The sequence below is a fragment of the Evansella vedderi genome (assembly GCF_030813435.1).
GTDB lineage: Bacteria > Bacillota > Bacilli > Bacillales > Salisediminibacteriaceae > Evansella > Evansella vedderi.
This window is the reverse complement of sequence record NZ_JAUSUG010000012.1, coordinates 126873-152797: the sequence shown is the minus strand read 5'-3', so window position 1 is coordinate 152797 and position 25925 is coordinate 126873. Positions and strand designations below refer to the sequence as shown.

Sequence of the window (25925 nt, the reverse complement as noted above, 5' to 3'; positions counted from 1 at the left end):
GATGGTAGTCTATTTTATTTTTGTTACATTATGGTAAAACTGAAAACTTGCTATAAGGATGAAACCTTTTTGTTCTTTATACGTAAAAATAGAAAAGGGACAAAAGGGAGAGATTAGATGGAGGATAAATGGGTAAAGAAAATGCTTGATGAAAGATATTACGCTGGATTTTCTCAGCGAGTCATTGCATTTTTTTATGATATGTTCTCGTTACTTGTGGTCCTTTGCTTAGTTGGTAGTGTTTCAACCTGGTGGGTCGTTTCTAGAAGTAATGCTCCGGATGATGCTACGTTAACACAGTTAATGGATTATATTTATGAATATGAATTTCATTTAGTAATCATAAATACTGTAGTATTGAGCCTTACAGCTATCGTGTTCCACTTTATTTTGCCAGCCTTTAAACGTCAAACCATTGGAATGAAAATGGTAGGGTTATATTTATTAGACGAAAACGCAAACGAAATAACAAAGGGACAATATTTGAAAAGGGAGTTGCTCAAGCTTGTCCTGTTCCCAACATTATTTATGTTGTTAATTGGTAAAGGAAAAAGACCATTGTATGATCGAATGACAGGTGTCTATTTATTAGAATAGTATGAAGAAGAGAAGCTGTTTCATTGTGACGGCTTCTTTTTTGTGCAGAAAAAAACAGAGACCTAAAAAGGGAGGTCTCTGCTCTTTATGTACAACATTCCAATTAATCGCGGAAACAATAATAAATCATGATAATTATTGTTGCGAAAGCTAAAATAACAAAGGGTCCTTCCATAAGAGATGCACCACCGTTATCTGCCCCTGCAGCTAATGCTGTAGAAATTGGTGTGACCAGAAGTAAAAGTAAAATTAGTGATGCAGATAAGAAACGTTTAAGCATATTTATAAATCCCCCTATTCTTCCTTTCAGTCATACATATTTTATTATAGATTGCTTTTAAGAAACAAGCAACATTTGTAAGAAAACGTAGATAAGAGATATGATTTCAATTTTAAATGGCTTACTTTCCAAAAATAATTACTCCTTAAGCTACCCAAAACTTCCATTAGTATTAATAATATAAATGGTTTCTATTGAACATAATAAGGGAGAACTTAATTGTGAAAAAGGTAACATATATTTTTTAAAGAACAATGTAATTATTCAATGACAAGAGACATATACTGTTATATAATAATAAAAAACATAAGTCGTTGTAATTATCACAGTAATACTGTTAGTAACATAATTATGTTATTAATAGTGGTGAATGTAGTTGTATTTTTAAACAAACATTCACATAATGTTCATTTTGTCATAGGATAGTTCGTTGTTTTGATGGTGTTGTTATACTACAATAAGAGTGTAAAATGAACTTTAAGGGATGGAGGGAATTTACGATGATCATGTCCAGTACTGAGTTCTTTAGAAATTTACCACCAAAAGAATGTGCAAAATGCGGGGAACGAATTGAAGAAATGGCTGATTGCTATTCTCACCACTGTGAGAATTGCGAAGGGGAAATCCGTTAAAAGAATGTACCCGCTTTCTGTATAACAGAAGGCGGGTATTTTTTGCTTAAATATGTAAAACTGAAATTTTTTAAAAAGAAAAGGTGCCTTTAAATGTATTATAGAGGGTTCATGAAACAGGTAAAGGAAGGGGCTAGAGACTTCCCCGTCTTATAATTCCAGTTCGAAACGGATAAGCCCACTATGGGTAGCTTTCTCATAGTGGGCAATGTAGTGAATTTTTGCAGTTGAGTAATTAAGCTCTAACTAAACCTAGCATATTTTCCATATCTTCTTGGGCATTTCCAATGAGCTGCAGGTTAAAGGTTTCTTGTAGGTGATGCAAAACACCTTCAGAAATAAATTCTGGTGGCTTCGGTCCAATACGAATATCTTTAATTCCTAAGCTGAATAATCCAAGGAGGATAGCTACTGCTTTTTGCTCAAACCAAGATAAAACAATGCTTACTGGCAATTCGTTAACTTCACAGTCAAATGCATCAGCAAGGGCCATGGCAATCTTTACTGTTGAACCAGAGTTATTACATTGTCCAAGATCAATATATCTTGGAATATCAGTGCCAGGAACCTTACCATAGTCCACATCATTGAATCGGAACTTTCCACAGGAAGTAGTTAAAATAACTGTTTCTGGAGGGAGAGATGTTGCTAACTCCCGATAATATTCTCCACCCTTTCCTGGTGCATCACAGCCCGCTATTACAAAGAAACGCTTAATCTTCCCAGCTTTAACAGCATCAATTATTTCAGGAGCAATTCCAAGGACCGTTTCATGATGGAAACCGGTAGTTAACTTTTCCTCAGATTCCATATTAGCTTCTGGAAGCTCTAAGGCACGATTGATAAGAGGGGTGAAATCATCATTTACGATTTTGGCTACACCCTCAAGACCTGCGATTTCATAAGAGAAGAATCGATCAGCATAGGAACCTTTAATAGGCATAACACAGTTCGTGGTTGCTAAAATAGCCCCTGGAAACTTCTCAAATAGCCGTCGTTGATCGAACCAAGCTTTACCGATATTACCTTTCAAGTGAGAATATTTCTTTAGATGTGGATATCCGTGTGCAGGTAACATTTCTGAGTGAGTGTAAATATTAATACCTTTTCCTTTGGTTTGCTTTAATAGCTCTTCTAAGGCAAAAAGGTTGTGACCAGTGACAACAATGGCTTTACCTTCTACTTTATTTTGGCTGATTTCAATAGGCTCTGGAATACCCAAACGATCTGTATGGGCTTTATCTAAGAGATCCATTACGCGTACGGTTGCTTCCCCAACCTTTAACGCCATTTCCACATGCTCTTGCATGTTAAAATTTGAGTTTGTTAAGGTTAGATAGAGTGCTTCTTGAGTAATCTTTTCAACTTCAGGGTCCGTGTAGCCCAATTGTCTTGCATGAGTAGCATAGGCTGCAACTCCCTTTAAACCGAAGATAATAGTATCTTGAAGGCTTGCAATGTCAGGAGCCTTACCACATACTCCCATAATTGTACATCCCCCAGTAGGTGTTTGTTCGCATTGGTGACAAAACATATTCATTTATGAAATCCTCCTATAAAATGGTTAAATAAGATTGTTCAATCGTAAACTAATTTATATATGTATATAATACAGTGTAAATATATCGTTGACGGTGAAAAAAATCACAAAATCGAGGCTTCACAAAACCGTCATAAATAAGGAATTTTGTATAACTTTCTAAAAGATTGTGAATTGAAACAGAATCTATGAATACATAAAACACACTTCAGTCGACTCCCCGAGTGAAGGCTGTTTTCGTAAACGCTATTGCTTTTTTTATAGCTTGGAGAGGAAGAAGGGGGTGACTCCAGCGTCGCAAAGCTTCCGCCTGTAAGAGATTCAAGCCATGTACTTTTCAGATTAACTTTTTCAGTGACCTCGGGATATAATGGGAAAAGATAGTTATTCCGTGATGTCTATGAAAAGGGGAGATGGAAGGAATGATTGTGAGGGAACAAAATGGGGAATATATGTTGATTGAGCAGCACGACCATGCTCTTATATCCGGTATTCTAGCAAAGGAATGGAATGAGGAATTATTTATAGGAGAGGGGAGAAGGTGTTCTGTTGAATTAGCAATAGAACAACATGATGCCTGCTGGAAAGAGCTTGATAAAAATATTGTTTTTGTAGCAGGAGAACCGGCTTCTTTTACAGATTATCCGTTGAAGGATAAGATTGCCGCTTATCGAAGAGGTATTGAGGAAATGATACTTGTGAACCCATATGCAGCCCTTTTGATAAGCCTTCATTATAGTAGTTTTTTCCGTGGGAAGTTGGATGAGGCTGGAGTAATATTTAAACAGGAGGAGCTGGATCGACAAAATCATTTATATAAATTCCTTTCCGTAAAGGAAGAGGAGGTTCACTTTCAATTTGATTTACTGCAGCTCTGTGACAATTTATCCTTATATCTTTGTATGAATGAATGGGGGAGCTCAAAAGAAAAGGAATATCCTTGGTTTAAAAATGGATTCCCTCAGCAGCTAGCACCAGTTGGTAATAATAATTTCTACACCAAATGGATAGGGGAGGATAAGGTTGGGATCACTCCTTATCCATTCAAAGGGCCGAATGTAGAAGTGACTATTCCATATAAAACGATAGAAAAAGGAAATGTAAGTGAGAAGGATTTTCAAAATAAATATAATAGAGAAAATAAACAATACCATTCTATTGCATTTGTACCTATGGAATAAAGGGAAAGTAGGCTTGGAGCGTCGACCTCTCCAAGCCTTTTTCCATAAAGCCCGTAACACTATTAGATAAATGGTGTTTCGTGCTTCACTTTTAACTTTTTCCAACGACGTTCCACTTCGTTTTCAAAGTCAGCTAACACATGTTTATTCTCTTCTTTCAACAGATGCTTCGTTTTACCCATATACTTTAACCATTCTGTTAACTCAATACGCTTGTTTTTCGCTTCAGGGTTATACGTGATACTAGTTTCTCCTTGCTCAATTTCATATAGTGGGAAGAAGCAAGAATCTACAGCTGCCTGCATGATTTTTTCACCATCACGGTCGTCGGACTTCCAGTTTAACGGACAAGTGATCAATATTTTACCGTATACTAATCCAACGTTTTGTGCATACCATTGAGCTTTTGCAGCCTTTTTAATTAAATCTTGAGGGAAAGCTTCTGTTCCAGTAAATACATAAGGAATGTTTGTTGCTGCCATAATTTGCGCCGTATCCTTATGATGGAAAGCTTTACCTGGCTTATTTTTACCAACGGTTGTCGTACTTGTCATATGACCGATAGGGGTAGAGTAAGACATCTGAGAACCTGTATTCATGTACCCTTCGTTATCATATTCCAAGATGATCATTTTATGGTTACGTAAAGCAGTACCTATGGCTGATCCCATACCAATATCCATTCCGCCGTCACCCGTTACCATAACAAAGGTAAAATCATCGTCGATATCCACTTCACCTCGGCGCTTCATTTCCATAAAGGCTTCTACAGCACCGGACAAGGTGGCAGGGCCATTTTGGAAGAGGTTGTGAATGAATGACTGTTTATGAGAAGTGTACGGATAAGCACTTGTTACCACGTACCCACACCCAGTTTGGAATAGAATGACACAGTCGCCTTCAATTCCCTTAAAGAATAACTCCAACCCAGGGAAGATTCCGCAGCCAGGACAAGCGCCATGACCAGATGCGAAACGCTTCGGCTTCGTGGTTAATTGACGTAATGGAGGTATGCGCACCTTCAACTTTCCAGATTCTTCATCTTCCGTCACTTTAATGAGACCAGTTTTATATGTGTCACCTGTCATTGGTTTAATAACTTGCTCTAAACGCTTTTCTGGCTCCCCTGGCGTTTTCCCATAATAGTCGAAAGGCTTCAATGCGTAGCCAAGTTCGGCAGCATCTATTGCCATTTGGAAAAACTTTTCTGCGTCGTCTGCATAGAAATCTTTTCCGCCTAAACCAAAAACTCTGCTTAATACAATGGTTTTGTTATCCTTATCATCTTGCAGGGCAGATTTTACTTCATGTGTTAAGTTTGCACCATTTCCACCGTACGAATCAGCGCGCTCTCCAACGAGTACAGCTTTCACATTTTTCAATGCGTTACGAATCTCCTCAGCAGGGAAAGGGCGAATAATATTTGGGCTGATGACACCAGCCTTAATACCTTTAGCACGTAAACGGTCTACAACATCCTTTGATGATTCTGCAGCTGAGTTTAGTAAGAACAAAGCTATCTCAGCATCCTCCATACCATATAAATCCAGCACCTCGTATTTACGGCCAGATAACTCTTCGTACTCAGCACTGATTTCTTTATATACATCATAAGCACGATACAACGCTTCCGATTGTTGGAAACTATTATTTAGTAAATCGTCCCCGTTCATATGAGCACCGATTGTAACAGGGTTATTTTTATCTGTAGCAATTGGGTATCCTTTAGGTGTCTCACCTACAAAGGCTTGCACATCCTTGCGTTCTTTAAAATAGTTTACTTTACGTTTTTGATGGGATGTGTAAAAACCATCATAAGCAACGATAACAGGTAAGCGAACATCTTCATGTTCTGATAGTTTCAAAGCCATAATGTTCATATCATATACGGCTTGAGGTGTCCGTGCCGTTAAAATAACCCAACCCGTATTTAAACCATAATAAAGGTCCGAGTGGTCACCACGAATATCTAATGGACCACTGACGGCACGAGTGACAAGATTCATAACCATTGGAAAACGTAGTCCAGATTGAACGGGAAGTTGTTCGATCATATAAAGGAAGCCATTAGCACTTGTAGCATTAAATACACGGGCCCCGGTCGTTGCAGCACCGAAGCAAATTCCGGCGGAACCGTGTTCTCCGTCTGCAGCAACTAGTTCAATATCATGTAATCCTTTCGATTTCATTAAGTCCAAATATTGTGCTACTTCTGTCGATGGTGTTATAGGGAAGTAACCCATTAAGTGATAATTTATTTGAGCCGCAGCAGTTGCTGCCATTTCGTTACCAGATTCAAAGGTAGTAATCTGTTCTGCAGAACCTGTTTTCTTATTCTCTAATTGATTTTCTAAAGTTGCCATTATTGAACACCTCCTGTTACAAGTGAGAAGCTATGCTTTACTTGATGTTTGTCAGCGTAACCAAGTGCCTCTTCCATATCCTTTAGTGCATCCGTTGGACAGGCATCCACACATTTGAGGCATCCTTTACAATATTGATAATCAATTCCTTTAAGAAACATTTGCTTACGGCCTCGTTTGTCTTCTCCCTCTTCCCATACAAAACAGTAGTCTGGGCATACCGTATCACAGGCTGCGCAATGAATACATTCTTCTGCAGCGTAGGAAGGGAGGAAGCCTTGACGGGAACCACTTAAATCCTTTTGAATGCTATTTGCTTGTGCTGTTATAATACCGCCCATTACTTGCGTCTCATATCCAAGTCTAGGCTGAAATCTAGTAAACTCCTTACTTTTAGCTCCAGGAGGAACTTCATAGGTTTTAAAGGCAACCTCATTGTAACCCCGTTCAAATGTGCGGATATTTGGTTCCACTAGATGAGGATACTTCTTTTCGAAAGTGCGGCGAATAACACTTTTCATTTCCTCTGGATCTAAGAAATCAAGAATACGGTAAAGTGCCCCAAGCATAGCTGTATTAACTTTTGTTTTTTCTTCATTAGCAATCTTCAATGCATCCACAATCGCTAGCGTTCCATAATCCAGTTTTAAATCTTCCTTTACGACGTCAAAATCACGCTTCGTATTTACTAGAACAATACCATCTGCGTTTAAACCGCTTACAACGTCAATCATTTTATAAAGTGCTTCATGAAACACTCCTATAACATGCGGTTGCTCAATTGGCGAGTGATCGCGAATTTCTGTTTCTGCATCACAGAAGCGTACAAATGATTTAACAGGTGAACCCTTTTTCTCTGAACCATAGGAAGAGAAATTGGAACCGTTTAATCCTAATCCGAGTACACCGGCTTCTGCTAACATTTTTCCTGCTAAGTTAGCTCCTAATCCGCCTATCGACTCTAAGCGAATTTCAAAAAAGCCAAGCTCGTTCTTTTTTGGTAAAATAGACATTTAATATCCCCCTCGAAAAAAATGAGATAACTCCCTATTAGCATTATAGAAAATACAAAAAGGGAATGAAGTGATTTTCCTCACATATTCACAAAACGTTAACAAATATTTATTAATACACTTTTTTCACTAAGAGGAAACCTCTTGATTTTTGTGGATTTAATTACTATCTTTAATGTAATACAGATTTGTGCATTGTATAACACAGGTTGATACAGTGATTGGTTACATAAAAGGGGTCTTAATTTGATTGTATAATCATACAAAAAAGGAGTGATTAGGAATGGAAAGTAAAATTGTTGAAAATGCAGAGTTGTGGGTAAAGGAGTTGTTTGTAGAGGACTCTACAGGGCATGATTGGTTTCATACAGACCGTGTCAGGAAGAATGCATTGTATATAGCTAAAAAGGAAGGGGCTAATTTATTCGTTTGTGAACTGGCGGCATTACTCCATGATGTAGCTGATGAAAAATTTAATACTAGTGAGGAAAAAGGGATGGATAAAGTTAAGGATTGGTTGGAGGAACAGGGAGTTTCCCCATCCATTTCAGAACAGATTATGTCATCTATCAAAACTGTTTCCTTTAAAGGAGGAAATAATACGGAACCAACTTCATTAGAGGGGAAGGTTGTTCAAGATGCTGATAGGTTGGATGCAATCGGTGCTATCGGAATAGCACGATGCTTTATGTATGCTGGTGCCCATGGCGATGCCATGCATCTTTCTGATATAGAACCCCGTGAAAAAATGACAAAGGAGCAATACCGAGAAAAAGGGGCAGCAATCAATCATTTTTATGAAAAACTGTTTAAGCTCAAAGATTTAATGAAAACGGAGACGGGAATACAACTGGCCCATGAAAGAAATCAATTCATGGAAAACTACGTAACACAGTTTTTAAACGAATGGAATGGAATTTGAAAAAGATAGCTATAAACCCCTCTCCAGTTTTAATGTATGGAAAGGGGTTTATTAAAGCTATTATACTTTGATGTTGATTTCGCTTCAGCCTCCTCGTTCCTGCGGGGTCTTCAGTCGTTGCTTTCCCCGCAGGAGTCTTGCCCCCTTCCGCTTCAATCAACTGCTGTTTTAAAATAAACACATTCCTTTAAAAGAGTCTATTAAAACTAAAATCTTTTCGCACCTAGGTATCTTCTTTCCCAATACGTTTCATTTAAATATGAAATCTGTGTTCCAGATGAGCCTGTATGAATAAAGGCACCGTCCCCTAAATAGATTCCTGCGTGAGATGGGCCCGGCTTATACGTTTCGAAAAAAACTAAGTCCCCTCTTTTAGGAGAAGAAACGGAACTTGAAGCATTCCAAATATCGGCTACTGTTCTAGGCAATTCCTTTCCTGCGTGCCTGTAAACATAAACTAAAAATCCGCTGCAGTCAAAACCTGCTGGTGTTGTACCTCCCCATAGATACGAGGAACCAATGAGTTCCTGTGCTCTTGAAATAATTTTTTCGACAGTAGAAGAGGAAGTTGAGCTTTCTTGTCCTTCAACGGAAGCACTTGTACTAGTGGTAGTAGCTGCAGACGTGCTAGTACTTTGCTGTACTTGTTGCCGATTCTCTGCTATTTTCTTCAGATCATTTGACCTTAAAAAGGTGAATACTTGATTACCTGCTAGACCGTCTACTGTTAAGTTTTGTTCCCGTTGAAGCATTCTGACTGCTTGTTGTGTGCTGCTCCCATATATTCCGTCAAATACACCTTCGAAATAACCGGCTTTATTTAAAAGCTCCTGTAATTCTATAATTTCTTCATGTACGTCACCGTATTTATAGTAACTTCGATCATCTATGTCGTTATCTTTCTTTTGTATACCATCCGTGCTATTTTGATTTGTAAAAACAGTAGTCTCACTGTTTTCGTCAGGAAAAAAAACATTTGACCCTTGATCATATTGAGCAAACGTAATATCTGAGGTTACAACCTGTTTTGTTCCTACTAAATGAGTAATTGTCTCATTTCCAACAATCCCGTCAATCATTAATCCATGATCCTTTTGATAAAGTCGCACAGCATTTTTTGTCTTGGTATTATATACACCATCTACATCATGAATAAAATAGCCTATTTCCTTCAAAAGTCGTTGGATTGTCTCCACCTTTGGACCTTCATCACCCACATTTAAAAGGGTGTCTTCTGGCCAGACACTCCTCATCTCCCTTATTTCTGAGGCAAGGTTAAATTCTTCAGAGTCACCCCTTTCCTCAGAAACTAATCTAAGTGGAGGAAAGTCATCAAGTGAGTCAATTTTTTTGTTAAAGGTTATATTTCTTTCAGTGTGTGCAGATGCAGTTAAAGTTTTGCTGCTTGATTCACTGGTCCTATTCCATTGTTCTCTTGCATTTTGAAGAGGATGGATTGGGTTTATTCTATGCTGGTTTATTGTCTCTACTGGAGCATTTGATGTGAGAGGTTTACGAATTTCTGTGTTTTTTTCCTGTTGTCCTTCATGGTGGAGCTGACCAGTAAGAATTGGTGCTAGAGCTGCGCCTGCTACGACAGATGTAAATATTACTGTACCCTTATGGTCTTTCAAGTTGAACTTAGACATTTAAAAATAACCTCCCGTTTCTTCTCTTACTAAAGCCTTGATAAATGTCTGCTGAAATTATTTTATGTTTTTCAATAATAATTAGAACAAATAGGGTAAGTGGATTGGAAAAAACAAAAAAAGGGAAGAATGACCTAGTAAGGAAATTTAATAGAAAGGATGAGAGCATGTCAGTAACAGAAGTGAAGGTTTTAACAGTCATTGAGGATGAATTTGAAGATTTAGAGCTTTGGTATCCCCACTATCGATTACAAGAAACAGGAGCCATCTGTCACTTTGCTGCAAAAGATGCGAACAAAATTTATACAGGTAAATATGGAGTGCCATGTAAGCCTGATTACAGTTTTCAGCAAATTAACATTGAAGAATATGATGCTTTATTAATTCCCGGCGGATGGGCGCCAGATAAATTGAGAAGATACGATGAAGTGTTGAGTATGGTTAACTATATGGATCAGCAGCAAAAATTGATAGGTCAAATTTGTCATGCTGGATGGGTGTTAATATCTGCAAATATTGTACAAGGTCGTAAAGTGACTAGTACTCCTGGTATCAAGGACGATATGGAAAATGCTGGAGCAATTTGGCATAATGAAGAAGTTGTTGTGGATGGACATATTGTCTCCAGCCGAAGACCACCAGACTTACCAGCCTATGGTAAAACACTTGCAGAAAAGCTTGGCCATTTGACAAAATAGACACAACGGAAACTAACCTATACTTAGATAAATAGGACAGGATGATTTAAAAGAGAAAGATTACGTCGTAAGACATCTTATTTTTAATATAATCTCTATTTTCGCATAGATTTGTTGCTTTTCATTAACTCGAAGGAATGAATGGCGGTGACTCCACCGACGAAGGAGGCTTCATAAAACAGCTACCTGTTGTCTCGACGTATGTGCTACAAAGGGATGCTCGTAGAGGAAGAGACAGGAATACATCTGAAGACCCTGGAGGGTGGGTTTCCCGAGGAGACGGAAGCGTTGCAACCAGGACATGGGCTGCCTTTAGGCGTGATTGGTCCGCCTGTAGCGTATCCAAGTCGCATTATATTCTCCTAAACAGCAATAAGCCTTAAAAGAAGCAATGGGGAAGGAAGAGTGAAATCTATTATGCTTGCTGAGGAATATAATTGGATTTCTCAAATAAAAGAATCAGATATTGTTCTTTCTGAATGTAATCCTCATTATAAGAGTGAGGCGTTGCAGAAATATTTAGCCTTTTATCACCTTTCTGTAGATAAAATAGAGGATTACCGCTGTGGCTTTATCCTTGTAAAAGGGAAACGTCAATTTCTTCAATGCTTCCTAAAGGATAATCCAAAAGGAACTGTTTATTTAGTACATGGATACCTAGACCATAGTGGTGGGTTGAGTAGAACGATTAATGTATTACTTCAAGAAAACTTCCAAGTTATCGTCTTAGATTTACCTGGGCATGGTTTTTCTGAGGGAGAAAAGGGTATGATTTCTAGCTTTGATGATTATATTGATGCTATCTGTAAAGGATATGAGACTATTTTAAGTATTCTTGGTGATGTGAAAATTATCGGTTTAGGCCATAGTACTGGTGCAGCCCTATTATTTCACGCTTGTGCCGAACAGAAAATCAAGCTTGAAAGGCTATTATTAGTTGCACCTCTATATTATCCCTTTCAGTGGAATTTATTTAGGGGCCTGTTGCTCCTTTCGGGTAAAGTTTTACCTCAACAAAAAAGAGCCTTTAAAAAGAACTCTGATGATCTTGTGTATCGTCAGTTTGTTAAACACGACCCCCTTCAAGTAAAAGTGTTAAAAGCAAATTGGATCCGGGCATTGCAGCATTGGCAAAATGAATTTACCCATTGTCCTTACACTACAGTGCCCGTTTATATATTACAGGGGACAAAGGATACTACAGTAGATTGGAGGAAAAATCTCCATTTCTATAAACGAAAATCTCGAAACTTTCAGGTAGCCCTTTTTGAAGGGGCCAGACATCAGCTTTTGAACGAACGGTTTGAAATCAGAGAACTAGTACATGGGAGAATTAAGTCATTTTTAAATGACTTGACCACTGGAGCAGAGCCCAAAAGCTAATGGATAGAAACATCATTACTATTCCTCCAATGAAAAATGGCGTACTAACGGAGGTGGATGTTGCCCCTGATAGGAGGGATCCGAAGACTACTCCTAATGAGAAAGAGGCATAGAAAATTCCAAAGGCTTTTCCTCGGTCCGCTTCAGATGAAATGTCAACAACAATTCGGTTCATGGATGGAAAGACAAAGGAAAATCCAATTCCATATACAATCATTACTGCCACCATTAAAGGTAAACTATTGACCACTGTTAAGCATAAAAGGGCGAAGCTTATTAACGATAATCCCCCTAAAATAAAGCGCTGTGGGATAAATTTATCAAATATATTATTAATAGGCGTAAGGAATATAATTAATGCAACGATCCCGAAACTACTAAGGAGCATCCCTGTAATGGCGGAGCTTAAGTATAGGCTCTGCACCTTTAAGGGAAGAGCATGTGCAAGAATACCCATGCTGAACATTAATGCAAAAGCCCCGTTAATGGCTTGAAACATAGTGGGATTTCTTAATAATAGAAACAGGTCCCTTATATCTACCTTTTCCTTTTGTTCTTTTAGTGGAACAGTCTCCTTCAAGCCTAGCATTACGCCTATGAAGGCAGCAAAAAATAAAAAGGCAACTAAATAGAAAACTATATCAATGGTATATCTAGCAGAGATGATTCCACCTATAGCTGGGCCAATGATTGCTGCTATTCCGATTGATGCACCAGAGAAAGCCATCCTTTTTCCCCTTCCCTTTTCCGGAGATAAATCCCCTAAATAAGCAAAGGCGGCAGGGATCAACGCCCCTCCAGCAAGTCCATGGATGAATCGAATAAGAAATAATCCCCACCCTGAACTTACAGCAGGATAGAGTAGAAGTATAATTGTAACGAGCCCCATGCCAACTAGGAGGAGCTTTTTTCTTCCATAACGATCGATTAAGTGACCGCAAAAGGCATTTCCGATCATGTTTGTTAAGGAATATACGGCAACAATCATCCCAGTTAAAAATGCTGAGGCACCAAGTTGTTGAGCATAAGGTGAGATGATAGGCAACTGAATGAAAGTATCTAAAAAGACTACGATAATTATGGCATATAAAAAGAAAAGCATCTTATTCCACCCTTTAAATTCCCATGTTTTTTATATCAATAATATACCTGAACTTTACAATTACACCAAGTGATAGTCAAAATGGGACATTATGATAGAATAAAGAAAAGTAATTAATAAAGAAGGTGATCCCATGAATCGTATTTATTTAGATTATAATGCCAGTACACCCATCGATCCGGAAGTTATTAAGGTAATGACCCCATTATTAGAAAGTAATTTTGGTAATCCATCTACTTCCCATTGGGCTGCAAAAAATGCAAAGGAGATCCTAAATCAAGCAAGGTCCCAAGTTGCTGCACTGTTATCAGCAAAAAATGACGAAATAATTTTCACAAGCGGTGGAAGTGAATCGAATAATCATGCCATAAAGGGTGTTTATTATGCTTTAAGGAATAAGGGAAAGCATATTATTACATCATCCATAGAACACCCTGCAGTTAAGAATCCTCTCCGTTTTTTAGAAGGGGAGGGAGCAAAGGTAACGTATCTTCCTGTAGACTCAACGGGAAGAGTACATCCTGCCCAGGTAGAAGCGGCCATCACAAAGGAAACGATCCTTATATCAATTATGCATTCTAATAATGAGGTAGGTACCCTTCAACCAATTAAGGAAATTGCAGCAATTGCTAAGAGAAATGACATCCTTATCCATACTGATGCTTCCCAATCCATTGGGAAAGTACCCGTTTCTGTAAAAGACTTAAATGTGGATTTACTAACTATAGCTGGGCATAAGCTATATGCACCTAAAGGATTTGGGGCGTTATTTATTCGTGAAAATACCCCAATTGAAACTTTTATTCATGGTGCTGGCCATGAAGGGGGTAGAAGGGCTGGAACAGAAAATATCTTCCTTGCAGCAGGACTTGGTAAAGCATGTGAACTGGCGAAAAAAGATGCTGAAGAAAATAAGATTGAGCCTTTAAGAAACTATTTTTGGAAGGAGTTATCCTCCCATTATGGCAGTAATATTGTCCTAAATGGGGAAATAGGCTCCATTTTACCCAATACGTTAAATGTAAGTTTCAAAGGCTATATTGGACAAGACGTATTGGAGCAAATTCCTGAAATAGCTGCATCAACAGGAGCAGCCTGCCATTCTGGAAAGGTCCAATTATCGGAAGTTTTGGAAGCGATGGGTGTCACAAAGGACATGGGAAAAGGGACGATTCGTTTTAGTCTTGGCAGATACACTACAAAAGAAGAAATAGATCAAACATTAGCATTATTAAAAGACAGAATACCAAAATTATAATGAAAAGTACTAAGAACAGTGGTCTGTCCTTAGCACTTTTTTCATGGTTTAGGAAATTATATTTTTCACTCTTGTAGAAAAGTTTATTTATTATTAATCACGTCTAGCTTCAGCGCCTACTCGCTCGAGGTCAAATGATCTGCCCGATTAAAAGTAAAAAGCACTTTTTATCGGGCAGATGCATTTGCTGGTCGCTCGTGGACAAGGCGCTTGCGCTTTTGTTCCTAGCTTGCTAGTACTTTTTGTTCTGCTGTTTTTTGTTCCTGTTGAATTTTCTTAATATCTGAGCGAACTAACAAGGTTATGCCCAAAGCCAGTACAAATAGGCTTCCAAATACATAAAGCATACTTTGGTAGCTGCCTGTTGTTTCCCTTACCCATGCCGTAAGGATAGGACCAACAAGACCTGCAGCAGCCCATGCGGTTAGCATATAACCGTGAATAGCACTTAACTGCTTGGTACCGAAAAGGTCTCCAATATAAGCGGGTATAGATGCAAAACCACCACCATAGCATGTCATAACCAAGAATAAAATAACTTGGAAGAGTAGAACATGGGATATACTTGGTAATGTAAAGTAGGCTACAATTTGAATGATAAAGAATGCCATATAGGTGTTTGTTCGTCCGATATAATCAGAAAAGGATGCCCATGCAATACGTCCTATCCCGTTAAATACTCCTATAAGCCCAACCATTGTTGCTGCTGCAGCTGTATTTAAACCGACTGTTTCCTGTGCGAGGGGAGAAGCCACGGAAATAATGGCTATTCCGCATGTAATATTAATAAAGAGCATTCCCCACAAATACCAGAATCGTTTTGTTTTAATGGCTTCATTTGCTGTTAATTGTGCGAGATCTTGTTTAACCTTTTGCGTATTATTCCCTTTAGCTTTGAATCCCTTTGGTACCCACCCCTTTTCCGGTGGAGCTAAATATTGGGCAGAGCTGATAATGATAACGAAATAGGAGAGTCCTAAAATATAAAAGGTATTCATGAGACCTACGGAACTAATAAGCATATTAATAATAGGACTGCTAACCATGGAAGCGAAGCCGAATCCCATAATGGCTAATCCTGTTGCTAATCCCCTTCTATCTGGAAACCATTTAACTAACGTTGAAACTGGTGTAATATAACCAACTCCCAACCCAATTCCTCCAAATACACCATAAAACAAATAAAGTAAGTAAATGTTTTCCAACAAAACCGCTAAGCCCGAACCAAATATTCCAATTCCGAAGAAACATGCAGAAAGGATTCCTGCTTTTCTGGGGCCGTACTTTTCAACAAAATGACCTAAAAAAGCTGCTGAAAGACCGAGAAATAAAATAGCTATACTAAAGGTAAGCTGAACATCTGTTAAGCTCCAACCAAATTGCTCTATGATAGGAGTGGTATAAACGCTCCAAGCATAAACAGAACCAATGGATATATGAATACCTACTGCTGAAAGGGCAATAAGCCAGCGATTTTTTGTTTTATTCATTTTTATTCTCCTTATCTCACCAAAGTGGGAAATTAATCTAATAGCTATTAGTTCTCAATTACATTGTACACTATTTCACAAACTTACCCCTTCAAAAATAAGGAGTTTTTATGAACAACCAAAATGAAAGGAGAAGTAACAGTCTTGAGAAAGGACTATGAAGGATGGAACAGGTAAGGGGATATGGAAAAGGCTTACCTGTTTCATAAGTCGTTCATGAAACAGGTAAGGGAATAAAGAAAAGCTTACCTGTTCCATAAGTCGTTCATAAAACAGGTAAGGGAAGAAGAGAAAAGCTTACCCGTCTCATAAGGCGTTTATAAAACAGATAAGGGAAGAAAAGAAAGGCTTACCTGTCTCATAAGTCGTTCATGTTACAGGTAAGGGAAGAAGAGAAAAGCTTACCCGTCTCATAAGGCCAGTTATGAAACAGGTAAGGAAAGAAAAAAAGGCTTACCTGTTCCATAAGTCGTTCATGAAACAGGTAAGGGAAGAAAAGAAAAGCTTACCTGTCTCATAAGGCCAGTTATGAAACAGGTAAGGAAAGAAAAAAAGGCTTACCCGTCTCATAAGTCGTTCATGGAACAGGTAAGGGAAGATGAGAAAGGCTTACCTGTCTCATAAGGCGTTCATGAAACAGGTAAGGGAAGATGAGAAAGGCTTATCTGTCTCATAAGTCTTAATTACTGGCAGTAAAAATAAAAGACACCTCATTTATAATGAATTTAGGTGTCTTTTAGTATAAAATATTAACTTTAAGCTCTCGTAATAGAACTTAATAGTATCAAAAGGAGTTGATTTCTTTTTGCACTCCTGAAATTATGTAAAACAATGCTCCCACTCTGTCGTTACTCTAAGTGTCTTAAAACCCGCTCTCGCAGGTGGGCATTCGCACCAAACCTTCCAATGTCCCCTAGCAATCAAGGCCTATTGTCTAGTTCAGATTATAAAATTCCCTAAAAAACAACATCGGTTTAAGACATCCTGAGTTGACGATCATCGCAGGATTAATCGAACATCTTATATGTTTAATATAACATCAAATACACGTAAAAAACAAAAGTAACTATTGGTAATAAAGGTAAATGGATTCAGTTGACTGTATATCCAAAAACAGAATGGACAAAGGGGAAAACAGGAAAATAAAAGGTCATCATTTACTTATTGGAAGGTACCCAAAGGAACCATATACCTTTATAGTTACCTTCCTTTTTTCGTTATTTTTTGTTTTTCTTGTTCTCTGTTTCGCCAGTTTCGTTACCACTTGTATACTCATAATTTGCTTTAATATTACTGTCTTTTGCTTTTCCCCTTGTAACTTTGTATTGTTTCATACTACGATATGGCATTCTTTTTTACCCCTTTCTATGATTGATTACCTCTAATTTCCCAAACCTGTACACTTCTCATTCATTTCTCTAATGATTTTGGATCATACTATAGATATTCATTTTTAGAAAGGGGATTGTTTAAATGGAAAAATGGAATGAAGAAGGGGTACCAAATTTAAATTTAACCTCTGCAGATGTAAAAGCATCGAAGCTTGTTTCGAAAAAGGATGTAAAGGACCATGAATTTTCTGAAGAGCTATCTGATGGGGGAGAAAGGAATGAGGCGATAGAAGATCAGATTCAAGGGGGTATTTTGAGAGGAGATGACGATTAACCTCCTTTAAAGGGTGTCTTAAAAAAGTTATGAACTTTTTGAGGCATCTTTTGTTTATTTACATGTTTCCCTTTATTTATTGAAAAAATGAAAGGAAACGATGATGGGGGTTAATTAAATGGTTGAAATAGAAAGCTTATGGCTTATTTATATCATGCTTATATTGGCAAGCTACCGCTTTACTCATCTTATTGTATTTGATAAGATAACCGAGTTTATTCGAAACCCATTTATGAAAGAAGAGACAATAACAGATAGTAATGGTAAAACAAAAAAGAAAAGAGTGCCGAAGTCGAAGTTCGGCTATTTATTAAATTGTTACTGGTGTACAGGAGTTTGGAGCGCCATTATTTTAGGTGCAGGGTACCTGTTATTTCCGAAAATTTTTATTCCTATCATTTTTATTTTTTCTATAGCTGGTGCTCAAGCTATCCTTGAAACCTTTGTGGGAGTTGGAACCAAAGCAATAGCCCTCTTAGATCGTTATGCCGATAAGTTAAAATAATGCACATTCATGTATAAAAACCCCAAGTTTACAAATTATATATTCGATTAAAATATAGGGTAAAAAATTTAGGAGGTTTTTTCATGAAGAATAATATAAGACTTGGCTCACGAATTCTTTTCGTCAGCTTATTTGTACTTATATTTTCAACCCAATCCATTTTTACGGATACTGTAAGTGCGTATGAAAATGTACCAACAGCAGGAGTAGCTATTAACGGTAAAATGGTTGATGGGATTGACCCAATCAAAATTGGTGGAGACTACTTTGTTCCACTCACACATCTAGCTAGAATACTTGGTTATAACCATATACAATTTGAAAAGCAAACGAAAACATATGAATTAACGGATGGTTCCACAGTTGTCAGAACAACAATGGGGGGAACCAGGGCTAGAAGAGGGGATGAATTTATCAATATAAATCCCCCGCGATGGATAAATGAAACTGGATACGTACCGCTTGATGCGGCAGGTGCTTTGTTTAATGCAAATATTTATTTTAAACCGGAAAATGGATCCATCCAAATTGAAAAGCCTGCAAGCAAGTACCTTGTACAACATGGAGATTCTTTATGGCGTATAGCAGAAGCCCATCATACGACCGTTGATGCTTTAAGGAGAGTTAATGAGTTAGGGTCAAATGTTATTTATCCTGGACAGTATTTAAAGCTCCCGCCAAGAGAGCAAATGAAAGAAACGGAGCCGGCTAAGGAGCATCGACCAGTAGAAGAAAACAATCCCGCTCCAGCAGCAGATGTTAGAAACAGTATCATTGCGGAAGCTCAAAAATATATCGGTGCAGGCTATAAATTTGGGGCAACATTAGACGAAGCACCAAATTTATTCGATTGCTCCTCGTATACAATGCACGTATTTGCACAGAACGGTATTCAGTTGCCACGTACTTCACGAGAGCAAGCAGCCTTAGGAACAACCGTTTCATTAGATAACTTACTTCCTGGAGATTTAGTTTTCTTTAGTACTCCTGATCTGTACTCCGATGGAAGAGTTGGTCATTTAGGTATTTATATGGGTAACGGAGATATGATTCACGCATCCTCCTCTAGGGGAGTTCATATATCCGAGAACTTCATGAGTATTGGTTATTGGCAGGAGAATTACCTATTCTCCAAGCGTGTAATTGATTAAACAAAAAGGATGTGTCCCACCGGACGCATCCTTTTTTATTAATGTTGTTTTCTATAAGTGTTGTTTTTTAAGAATAAATTTAGCTTGGATACGCTACAGGCGGATCAATTAAGCCTAAGGGCAGCCCACGTCCTGCGTCTGCGATTACTCGACGCAAACTAATCAAGGAAGCGTCTCAGGTCCCGCTTGTGGGCAACGACGTAATGTCGCCATCCTGGCTCCCGCGGGCAACGCTTCAGTCTCCTCGGGCCATGTCTCTTCCTCTATGAGTATCGCTTTGGAGCGGATCCAAGAGTCATCGTAAACGAATACGCTCCGAGACAACTCGTAGCTTACTCGTGAAGTAAACGCTCGTCGCTGGAGTCGCTGCCTTCCACTTCTCCAAGCTTTCTAAAAAAGCAACTGAGTATACAACAAGCCTATATTAAAGAGGATTTAATGCTGTTGTTTTATCGATATGGATGAACGCGTTGTAGCGTTTGGATATTTGAGACGGGACATAATTACCTAAATATTCTCTGTCTGGGTCATATAGCATCTGGTGATTTTACTTCTTCTAAGCATTCAATTATCTTCTCCATGGATTCCCATAAACTATAAACATCTATACCGTAAAAACCAATTTTATCTTTCGACATACTCATGTCATTAAAATCCTTTAACCAATCCACAAGGGAGCAAACTTCTTTGTTATACCACATCCACTGTGGCCAGCGTTTAAAACTATTTAAAGGATCTTTAGCATTTGTAAACTCATTTGTATACTCCTTTATAAAACGATTAACTTCATAACATGATGGCCAATCTCCTTCAACGGCAATAAAATTAAAGCCCTTTTCTTGGATCAACCATTTGGAAATCTCTGCCCGTAACGTATAAAATTCAGAAGTACCATGTGTTGATTCTCCCAATAGAACATACTTTGATTTACTTGCCCGTTCAAGTAGTAAATGTAGGTCCTTTATCTTATTAAAGGCAACAGAATTGGTTTCGATTGATTTAATTTTTGTTTCAATATGAAGCATTGATTGCAGCCCCTTTTCGTATTTTTTTAGTATCACCTTTATCAAAAAACTATTTACGAAAATATGTGGATTAGTCTCACTTTCTTCGAGTATTTTATCGTCTAGTTTTAGAATTATTAGAAGTTATGACAAAAAATATAGAAGTTAATGGTACTATCATTAGATTCGGCAGGGGAAGTTTAGTAGAATTATAATTAGTAAATAGAAATAATTCTAAATTAAGAAAGGTATTATAGTATGAAGATTAAAACGAAGCTTTATTTGGGATTTATTGCGATCATTTGTTTATTAATGTTTTTTGGTACAAGTGTTTTATACATATTTAATCAACAAAGGGACAACATCTCTGAGGTTGTAACGGAAAATTATGAACGGGTCCGACTGGCTAATGAAATTAAATACATAACAGAAGCAACTGCTACAAATATAAGAGAAGTTTTATTAGCTGCTCCCGGTGAAGTTTCAGAAGATCAAATACAATTGATTCGAGATTATCGGAGGGAGGCAACGGTAGCAATTGATGCGTTGCAATATACAGCAAAAGAAGATACCTTGATTTTGGTTTCCTCTATCCGTTTGTTGAATTCTGAATACGATAGCAGGATAGAATTTATTTTAGACCAATCACACGGCCTTACTTTTTCTGGCTTGAATGAATTTTCACCACAAGAGAGAGAAGTAGTTGAACTAAATAACGAAATTAGACAGGCACTTATCACTGAGATTGACGCCTTTACTTTAGCAGAAGAGGAAAGTATGGATTTGGCACTTTTAGAATCAGAACAAACTTACCAGAATGCTATTTCTATATTTACGACTTTAGCTGTCATAAGCATCCTCTTTGTTATAGGAATATCTCTTAGTGTTACAAGAAGTATTAATCGAAGTATTAATAAAGTACGTAGTGTAATGACAACAATAGGGGATCACACCACAGGGAAGTTGCCTAGAATTGATGTTAGAAGAAAAGATGAAATTGGGGATATTGCCAAGGCTTATAATCATATGGCTGCATCCCTTGAGCAGATTACGGAAAAGGAAAAGCAGCTGAATGACTCTTTGATTTCTGATAATTGGATCAAAACAGAATATGCAAAAATAGCTGATTCCTTACAGGGGGTTCAGGAATTAAAGCGGTTTGAAGAGCTCTTCCTTGAGAATATTGCCCCCACTGTAAAGGCTGTATTTGGTGTCTTTTACTTAAAGGAAGAGGGAAATATATTGCGAAAACAAGCTAGTTATGCAACGGAAGATGAAGTGATTGGGGAAGAGACAATTAAGCTTGGACAAGGTCTTGTTGGACAATGCGCTGCTAATAATAAAGTTATGCACTTAGAAAACCTTCCTTCTGATTATATAGCTACAACCTCTGGATTAGGAAAAGCTCAACCTACTTCCCTCATCCTATTACCTATTGAATTTGACAGGGGTGTTATTGGTGTTTTAGAGCTAGCAAAATTTGAACCTTTTACTCCTTTACAAGTAGAATTATTAGAACAAATCTCTCAGTCCATTGGAGTCAGTATCAATCAAATTTTAAATCATATTAAAATCAGTGATTTGTTGGCAGAATCTCAAATGACTACAGAGGAACTGCAATCCCAGTCGGAGGAGCTGCAGCAGCAACAGGAAGAATTGAAGTCCATTAATGAGAAACTCCATGAACAATATAAGAAATCAGATGAAAAGACGAAGGAATTAGAGCAAATAAAACTTGATTTAGAAGAGAAGAACAGAAATATTGAATTAAGCTCGAAGTATAAGTCGGAGTTTCTGGCTAATATGAGTCATGAGTTGAGGACGCCCCTTAACAGTATTTTAATTTTATCTCAGCTCTTACATGAAAATGAGAAGGGTAACTTAACAAAAGATCAAGTAGAGCATGCAGAAACTATTTATACATCCGGAAAGGATTTATTAGAGCTAATTAATGATATCTTAGATTTATCTAAAATAGAGTCTGGGAAAATAGATGTTTACGCTGAGGAAGTGGAAATCAAGGATGTTAAAGCTTTCGTTAAACGTCAATTTTCCCCTATTGCAAAGCAAAAGGGACTAGACTTTAATATTTCCATTCATCCAGGGACCCCTAGATCCGTACTAACGGATGATCAAAGATTAAAACAAATTTTAAAAAATCTCCTTTCCAATGCCTTCAAATTTACCACCGTTGGCAGTGTAGAATTTTTTGTGAAAAGGGAAGAGATGGGTTCCGACTCCAACTTAGTTTTTTCCGTCAAGGATACTGGTATTGGCATCTCTAATGAGAAGCAGCTGGCAATTTTTGAAGCCTTTTATCAAGGGGATGGAACGACTACAAGAAAATACGGTGGTACAGGACTAGGATTATCCATTAGCCGTGAATTAGCACAACTACTAGGTGGTAGTATTGAGGTACAAAGTAAAGAAGGGGAAGGGTCTACCTTTACTTTATATTTACCTAATAGTTGTGAAAATACGGATGATCTATTTATTGATTTTGGAAAAGCAGCTGTTACGAATGAGTCAGAAATAACGAATGAAGAAAGTCTTTCACGAGAAGAACCGGAACAAGAAAAGGCACAGCAAGTTGATTTTGAAAAAATAAAGTCCAATAAACCACTTGAGAATAAACGTGTCCTTATTGTTGACGATGACATGCGGAATGTCTTTGCCTTAACTACAGTTTTGGAAAATCACCAGATGAAGGTGCTCTTTGCAGAAAATGGGAAAGAAGCTATTGAAATGCTGGAGGAGTACCAAGACATTGATATTGTTCTCATGGATATTATGATGCCAATAATGGATGGATATGAGGCAATGAAAGAAATCAGAAAGAAAGAATGCTTCAAGGAGTTACCGATCATTGCCTTAACTGCTAAAGCTATGAAGCATGATAAAGCAAAATGTATCGAAGCGGGAGCATCAGATTATATTAGTAAACCAGTAGATAAGGAGCAGCTACTTTCACTAATGAAGGTTTGGGTTTACCAGTTAGAAGGTGTTTAAAATCAATAATGCACGGAAAGATTCGAAACAAATACAAAATGAAATCGAAAAATTAGAGGTTGAGTTATTTTTAGAGGGGCTTTACCAGCATTATGGCTTCGACTTTAGAAATTACGCCTATTCTTCTTTGAAGAGAAGGCTTTCTCTTCGGGCGAATTTGGAAAATGTAAAATCTATTTCAGAACTTCAGGGAAAAGTTTTTAGGGAACCAGAGATAATGAAAAGGCTGTTAAATGACCTTTCCATAAATGTTACGGAAATGTATCGTGATCCAAGCTTTTTTAAGGCTTTCCGAACAGAGGTGGTTCCCCACCTTCGTTCGGAGCCGTCTATTCGTATCTGGCATGCTGGTTGTTCCTCAGGGGAGGAAGTTTATTCCATGGCCATTCTCCTTCATGAGGAGGGGTTACTTGAGAAATCACAAATTTATGCCACCGATATGAATGAAACAATATTAGAAAAAGCTATAGATGGTGAAATAAGCATTAGGCACATGAAAAGCTATACGAAAAATTATCAGCAAAGTGGTGGGGAGAAGGAATTTTCAGAATACTACACTGTTAATGATGATTATGTTTCAATCAAACCTTTTTTAAAGGAAAATATAGTGTTTGCCCATCATAATCTTGTAACAGATCATTCCTTTAATGAGTTTCATGTCATTGTATGTAGAAATGTATTTATTTATTTTAATGCTGAGCTTAAAAACCGAGTCTATCATTTGTTTAATGAAAGTTTAAGTGACAACGGTTTTTTATGCTTCGGGAATAAAGAAACAATCACAGATAGGGATGCCCTTACATTTTTTAAAGAGGTAGATCCAATAGAGAAGATTTATCGAAAGGAAAGCTTTAAGAAATCTTAAAAGATAAGAGGGTAATATAGATGGATAATGCAGATAAGGTAAATATTTTAATTGTAGACGACAGACGTGAGAATTTAATAGCGTTACAAGCTGTTTTAGATTCAGAAAAATACGAGCTCATCTTTGCACACTCCGGGGAAGAGGCTTTGAAATATGTATTACAATATGAATTTGCTGTCATTCTAATGGATGTTCAAATGCCTGGTTTAAGTGGTTTTGAGACAGCTGAAATTATTAAAGAAAGGGAAAGCTCTAAGCATATCCCAATTATTTTTATTACTGCCATAAGTAAAGCTAATGAGCATGTGAATAACGGTTATTCAAAAGGCGCAGTTGATTATATTTTTAAACCATTTAACCCTAATGTGTTAAAAAGCAAGGTTGCGGTATTTGTAGATATTTTTGAAAAACAAAAAGAAATAGAGGGCAAGCATAAAAAACTCCAAGAGGAAACGAAGGAACTTAATGAAAAATATAAAAATCTGGAACATATTATTGATGCAAAAACGAAGAAGCTTGTGGAAACAAACGAAGAATTGAAGTTGTCTCAGGAGCAGTTTAAAAAGGTGTTTCAATTTAGTCCTAATTTGATGGCCATTCGTTCTTTAGAAACAAGGAAATACATAATTGTAAATAAAAGTTGGACAGAATTTACCGGTTATTCGATGGATGATTTACATGGATTAAATGAACAAACAATTGAAATTAAGCCAACTACAAAGGGATTTATTAGCCTAAATCATACTCCACTTGATTTAACGGATGGATTGTTTAATGAGAAAATTAAGTATAAGACAAAATCAAATGATATTAGGGAAGGGCTTCTTTCTACAGAAACTTCCATTATTAATGGTGAGAAATGTATAATAAGTGCCATTACCGATGTTACCGAAAAACAAAAATTAGAAAAACAAATTGCCCGTTTAGAACGTTTAAACCTTGTTGGGGAAATGGCAGCGGGGATTGCTCACGAAATAAGAAACCCAATGACAACCGTATTAGGTTTTTTACAGCTTACTAAAAATGATGAAAATCAGTCCACAACTACGAAGGATTATATTAATTTAATGATCGATGAGCTTAATCGGGCAAATTCAATTATTACGGAATATTTATCTTTAGCAAAGGACAAGGCTACGGACAAAAATTTATTAAACTTAAACAGTGTCATTAATGCCCTTTATCCGTTGTTACAGGCCGAAGCATTAATGGGAAATAAAAATGTGGTTCTTGATCTAAATGGCTGTCCAGAAATTTACATAGATGAAAAAGAAATAAGACAACTTATCTTAAACATTGGAATAAATGGTTTAGAAGCCATGTCTGAAACAGGAAAATTGACCATAAGAACCTATTGTGAGGAAGAGGAAGTGGTTCTGCAAATTAAAGATGAGGGTCATGGAATTAAAAAAGAATTAATTGAAAATATCGGCACACCTTTCTTTACAACCAAAGACGAAGGAACTGGCTTGGGACTTGCCATTTGCTTTAGTATAGCCTCCCGTCATGGAGCAGAAATAGATATAGACTCTTGTAAAAGTGGGACGAGTTTTTATATTCGTTTTCCTTTAAAATCCTTTATTAAATCACCACTTAATCTATTTGAACAGCATTAGTT

Annotated in this window: 22 protein-coding genes and 1 other RNA gene; 13 read left to right on the top strand and 10 right to left on the bottom strand. The window is 37.4% G+C overall.

Features of this window, described 5'->3' with window-relative positions; genetic code table 11:
- Positions 1 to 117: 117 nt before the first annotated feature.
- On the top strand, positions 118 to 597 hold the full coding sequence (locus J2S74_RS15525; RefSeq protein WP_307326968.1) for an RDD family protein: 480 nt from the start codon (positions 118 to 120) through the stop codon (positions 595 to 597).
- Positions 598 to 700: 103 nt separating this feature from the next.
- On the opposite strand, the gene J2S74_RS15520 is transcribed toward J2S74_RS15525, so the two are convergent.
- Positions 701 to 877, bottom strand: a complete 177-nt coding sequence (locus J2S74_RS15520) for a hypothetical protein (protein ID WP_307326965.1) — start codon at positions 875 to 877, stop codon at positions 701 to 703.
- A 500-nt stretch (positions 878 to 1377) separates the two neighbouring features.
- On the opposite strand from J2S74_RS15520, the gene yhfH reads away from it, so the two are divergent.
- Entirely contained in the window at positions 1378 to 1509 is a 132-nt protein-coding gene (gene yhfH, locus J2S74_RS15515) for a protein YhfH (protein WP_307326963.1), read from the top strand.
- A 235-nt stretch (positions 1510 to 1744) separates the two neighbouring features.
- Here yhfH and hcp read toward each other — a convergent pair whose 3' ends face one another.
- On the bottom strand, positions 1745 to 3043 hold the full coding sequence (hcp, locus tag J2S74_RS15510; protein WP_307327027.1) for a hydroxylamine reductase: 1299 nt from the start codon (positions 3041 to 3043) through the stop codon (positions 1745 to 1747).
- A 428-nt stretch (positions 3044 to 3471) separates the two neighbouring features.
- Here hcp and J2S74_RS15505 point away from each other — a divergent pair, with 428 nt between their 5' ends.
- Positions 3472 to 4230 carry a DUF3891 family protein gene (locus J2S74_RS15505; RefSeq protein WP_307326962.1) on the top strand — a complete coding sequence of 253 codons (759 nt, stop codon included), beginning with the start codon at positions 3472 to 3474 and terminating at the stop codon, positions 4228 to 4230.
- A gap of 62 nt (positions 4231 to 4292) precedes the next feature.
- On the opposite strand, the gene J2S74_RS15500 is transcribed toward J2S74_RS15505, so the two are convergent.
- Together J2S74_RS15500 and J2S74_RS15495 are read right to left on the bottom strand one after the other, a co-directional pair.
- The gene (locus J2S74_RS15500) at positions 4293 to 6593 is read right to left on the bottom strand and encodes a thiamine pyrophosphate-dependent enzyme (protein WP_307326959.1); all 2301 of its coding nucleotides are present in this window, start codon (positions 6591 to 6593) and stop codon (positions 4293 to 4295) included.
- Positions 6593 to 7606 (bottom strand): 2-oxoacid:ferredoxin oxidoreductase subunit gamma family protein, encoded by a 1014-nt coding sequence (locus tag J2S74_RS15495; protein WP_307326957.1) that lies wholly within the window; start codon positions 7604 to 7606, stop codon positions 6593 to 6595. The genes J2S74_RS15500 and J2S74_RS15495 overlap by 1 nt, the downstream gene beginning before the upstream one ends.
- Positions 7607 to 7889: 283 nt before the next feature.
- On the opposite strand from J2S74_RS15495, the gene J2S74_RS15490 reads away from it, so the two are divergent.
- Positions 7890 to 8528 (top strand): HD domain-containing protein, encoded by a 639-nt coding sequence (locus tag J2S74_RS15490; protein ID WP_307326954.1) that lies wholly within the window; start codon positions 7890 to 7892, stop codon positions 8526 to 8528.
- Between the two features lie 206 nt (positions 8529 to 8734).
- Here the strand turns inward: J2S74_RS15490 and J2S74_RS15485 are convergent, their stop codons facing one another.
- Positions 8735 to 10177 (bottom strand): C40 family peptidase, encoded by a 1443-nt coding sequence (locus J2S74_RS15485; RefSeq protein WP_307326952.1) that lies wholly within the window; start codon positions 10175 to 10177, stop codon positions 8735 to 8737.
- 167 nt (positions 10178 to 10344) lie between these two features.
- On the opposite strand from J2S74_RS15485, the gene J2S74_RS15480 reads away from it, so the two are divergent.
- Together J2S74_RS15480 and J2S74_RS15475 are read left to right on the top strand one after the other, a co-directional pair.
- Entirely contained in the window at positions 10345 to 10875 is a 531-nt protein-coding gene (locus J2S74_RS15480; protein ID WP_307327025.1) for a type 1 glutamine amidotransferase domain-containing protein, read from the top strand.
- A gap of 405 nt (positions 10876 to 11280) precedes the next feature.
- On the top strand, positions 11281 to 12258 hold the full coding sequence (locus J2S74_RS15475) for an alpha/beta hydrolase (protein WP_307326950.1): 978 nt from the start codon (positions 11281 to 11283) through the stop codon (positions 12256 to 12258).
- Here J2S74_RS15475 and J2S74_RS15470 read toward each other — a convergent pair.
- Positions 12209 to 13360, bottom strand: coding sequence for an MFS transporter (locus J2S74_RS15470; RefSeq protein WP_307326948.1), 1152 nt, complete (start codon positions 13358 to 13360; stop codon positions 12209 to 12211). The genes J2S74_RS15475 and J2S74_RS15470 overlap by 50 nt on opposite strands.
- 133 nt (positions 13361 to 13493) lie before the next feature.
- Here J2S74_RS15470 and J2S74_RS15465 point away from each other — a divergent pair, with 133 nt between their 5' ends.
- Positions 13494 to 14618, top strand: a complete 1125-nt coding sequence (locus J2S74_RS15465) for a cysteine desulfurase family protein (protein WP_307326946.1) — start codon at positions 13494 to 13496, stop codon at positions 14616 to 14618.
- 224 nt (positions 14619 to 14842) lie between these two features.
- On the opposite strand, the gene J2S74_RS15460 is transcribed toward J2S74_RS15465, so the two are convergent.
- The 3 genes from J2S74_RS15460 to J2S74_RS15450 all read right to left on the bottom strand — a co-directional run bounded on the left by J2S74_RS15460 (position 14843) and on the right by J2S74_RS15450 (position 17457).
- Entirely contained in the window at positions 14843 to 16108 is a 1266-nt protein-coding gene (locus J2S74_RS15460; protein ID WP_307326944.1) for an L-lactate MFS transporter, read from the bottom strand.
- Between the two features lie 830 nt (positions 16109 to 16938).
- Positions 16939 to 17119: non-coding RNA, 6S RNA (gene ssrS / locus J2S74_RS15455), on the bottom strand.
- Positions 17120 to 17325: 206 nt separating this feature from the next.
- Entirely contained in the window at positions 17326 to 17457 is a 132-nt protein-coding gene (locus J2S74_RS15450; RefSeq protein ID WP_307326943.1) for a hypothetical protein, read from the bottom strand.
- Between the two features lie 124 nt (positions 17458 to 17581).
- Here J2S74_RS15450 and J2S74_RS15445 point away from each other — a divergent pair, with 124 nt between their 5' ends.
- The 3 genes from J2S74_RS15445 to J2S74_RS15435 all read left to right on the top strand — a co-directional run bounded on the left by J2S74_RS15445 (position 17582) and on the right by J2S74_RS15435 (position 19429).
- Positions 17582 to 17773 (top strand): hypothetical protein, encoded by a 192-nt coding sequence (locus tag J2S74_RS15445; RefSeq protein ID WP_307326940.1) that lies wholly within the window; start codon positions 17582 to 17584, stop codon positions 17771 to 17773.
- Positions 17774 to 17891: 118 nt separating this feature from the next.
- Positions 17892 to 18278: a DUF1360 domain-containing protein gene (locus tag J2S74_RS15440; protein WP_370876019.1), complete on the top strand. Its 387-nt coding sequence runs from the start codon at positions 17892 to 17894 to the stop codon at positions 18276 to 18278.
- A gap of 83 nt (positions 18279 to 18361) precedes the next feature.
- Complete coding sequence (locus tag J2S74_RS15435) at positions 18362 to 19429, top strand: C40 family peptidase (RefSeq protein WP_307326938.1); 1068 nt, start codon at positions 18362 to 18364, stop codon at positions 19427 to 19429.
- A gap of 527 nt (positions 19430 to 19956) precedes the next feature.
- Here the strand turns inward: J2S74_RS15435 and J2S74_RS15430 are convergent.
- Entirely contained in the window at positions 19957 to 20454 is a 498-nt protein-coding gene (locus J2S74_RS15430) for an erythromycin esterase family protein (protein WP_307326936.1), read from the bottom strand.
- A gap of 237 nt (positions 20455 to 20691) precedes the next feature.
- Here J2S74_RS15430 and J2S74_RS15425 point away from each other — a divergent pair, with 237 nt between their 5' ends.
- Genes J2S74_RS15425 through J2S74_RS15415 form a run of 3 tightly spaced genes read left to right on the top strand, consistent with a single transcriptional unit; the run spans position 20692 to position 25923 of the window.
- Positions 20692 to 23442, top strand: a complete 2751-nt coding sequence (locus J2S74_RS15425) for a response regulator (protein WP_307326935.1) — start codon at positions 20692 to 20694, stop codon at positions 23440 to 23442.
- Entirely contained in the window at positions 23435 to 24307 is an 873-nt protein-coding gene (locus J2S74_RS15420) for a CheR family methyltransferase (protein WP_307326933.1), read from the top strand. Before J2S74_RS15425 ends, J2S74_RS15420 begins: the two co-directional genes overlap by 8 nt.
- A 20-nt stretch (positions 24308 to 24327) precedes the next feature.
- Positions 24328 to 25923 carry a response regulator gene (locus tag J2S74_RS15415; RefSeq protein WP_307326931.1) on the top strand — a complete coding sequence of 532 codons (1596 nt, stop codon included), beginning with the start codon at positions 24328 to 24330 and terminating at the stop codon, positions 25921 to 25923.
- Positions 25924 to 25925: the final 2 nt, after the last annotated feature.

Coding starts and splice junctions, on each gene's coding strand:
- J2S74_RS15525 (WP_307326968.1), top strand. CDS start 118: ATGGAGGATAAATGGGTAAAGAAAATGCTTGATGAAAGATATTACGCT.
- J2S74_RS15520 (WP_307326965.1), bottom strand. CDS start 877: ATGCTTAAACGTTTCTTATCTGCATCACTAATTTTACTTTTACTTCTG.
- yhfH (WP_307326963.1), top strand. CDS start 1,378: ATGATCATGTCCAGTACTGAGTTCTTTAGAAATTTACCACCAAAAGAA.
- hcp (WP_307327027.1), bottom strand. CDS start 3,043: ATGTTTTGTCACCAATGCGAACAAACACCTACTGGGGGATGTACAATT.
- J2S74_RS15505 (WP_307326962.1), top strand. CDS start 3,472: ATGATTGTGAGGGAACAAAATGGGGAATATATGTTGATTGAGCAGCAC.
- J2S74_RS15500 (WP_307326959.1), bottom strand. CDS start 6,593: ATGGCAACTTTAGAAAATCAATTAGAGAATAAGAAAACAGGTTCTGCA.
- J2S74_RS15495 (WP_307326957.1), bottom strand. CDS start 7,606: ATGTCTATTTTACCAAAAAAGAACGAGCTTGGCTTTTTTGAAATTCGC.
- J2S74_RS15490 (WP_307326954.1), top strand. CDS start 7,890: ATGGAAAGTAAAATTGTTGAAAATGCAGAGTTGTGGGTAAAGGAGTTG.
- J2S74_RS15485 (WP_307326952.1), bottom strand. CDS start 10,177: ATGTCTAAGTTCAACTTGAAAGACCATAAGGGTACAGTAATATTTACA.
- J2S74_RS15480 (WP_307327025.1), top strand. CDS start 10,345: ATGTCAGTAACAGAAGTGAAGGTTTTAACAGTCATTGAGGATGAATTT.
- J2S74_RS15470 (WP_307326948.1), bottom strand. CDS start 13,360: ATGCTTTTCTTTTTATATGCCATAATTATCGTAGTCTTTTTAGATACT.
- J2S74_RS15465 (WP_307326946.1), top strand. CDS start 13,494: ATGAATCGTATTTATTTAGATTATAATGCCAGTACACCCATCGATCCG.
- J2S74_RS15460 (WP_307326944.1), bottom strand. CDS start 16,108: ATGAATAAAACAAAAAATCGCTGGCTTATTGCCCTTTCAGCAGTAGGT.
- J2S74_RS15450 (WP_307326943.1), bottom strand. CDS start 17,457: ATGCCATATCGTAGTATGAAACAATACAAAGTTACAAGGGGAAAAGCA.
- J2S74_RS15445 (WP_307326940.1), top strand. CDS start 17,582: ATGGAAAAATGGAATGAAGAAGGGGTACCAAATTTAAATTTAACCTCT.
- J2S74_RS15440 (WP_370876019.1), top strand. CDS start 17,892: ATGGTTGAAATAGAAAGCTTATGGCTTATTTATATCATGCTTATATTG.
- J2S74_RS15435 (WP_307326938.1), top strand. CDS start 18,362: ATGAAGAATAATATAAGACTTGGCTCACGAATTCTTTTCGTCAGCTTA.
- J2S74_RS15430 (WP_307326936.1), bottom strand. CDS start 20,454: ATGCTTCATATTGAAACAAAAATTAAATCAATCGAAACCAATTCTGTT.
- J2S74_RS15425 (WP_307326935.1), top strand. CDS start 20,692: ATGAAGATTAAAACGAAGCTTTATTTGGGATTTATTGCGATCATTTGT.
- J2S74_RS15415 (WP_307326931.1), top strand. CDS start 24,328: ATGGATAATGCAGATAAGGTAAATATTTTAATTGTAGACGACAGACGT.